At 63.2% G+C, this 608-nt stretch carries 1 protein-coding gene; it reads right to left on the reverse strand.

What is annotated here, in order from left to right; translation table 11 throughout:
• A partial coding sequence (locus AC0L17_RS34575; protein WP_473519004.1) for a zinc-binding dehydrogenase occupies nucleotides 1–608 on the reverse strand: 608 nt, incomplete at both ends.

Below are 608 nucleotides of genomic sequence, written 5' to 3' on the forward strand. Positions count from 1 at the left end.
ATTTCGCGGCCATAGATGCCCTTGAGATGCAGCATCTTGAAGATGACCTTGTTCCAGTCGATCTCGAAGCCGGTCGGCGCTATGCCCAAAATGGCGATCTTGCCGCCATTGTTCATGGTGTCGATCATGTCGCGGAAGGCGGGTGCCGCACCCGACATTTCGAGGCCGACGTCAAAACCTTCGGTCATGCCGAGCGCCGACATGATATCGCGCAGCTTTTCCTTCGACGCGTCGACCACATGCTGGACGCCGAGTTTTTTCGCCAGCGCCAGCCGCACCGGGTTGATGTCGGTGATGACCACCTTTCGCGCGCCGACGCACTGCGCCACCAGCGCAGCCATGATGCCGATCGGCCCGGCGCCGGTGACCAGCACGTCCTCGCCGACCAGATCAAAGGACAGTGCGGTGTGAACCGCATTGCCCAGCGGATCGAAGATTGCGGCGATCTCGTCGGGCACGTCGTCGGGGATCGGCACGACGTTGTGCTGCGGGATTGCCAGATATTCACCGAAGGCGCCGGGCCGGTTGACGCCGACGCCGAGGGTGTTGCGGCACAGATGCCCCCTGCCCGCCCGGCAATTGCGGCAATGGCCGCAGACGATGTGGCC

This window comes from Mesorhizobium sp. WSM4829, assembly GCF_055811475.1.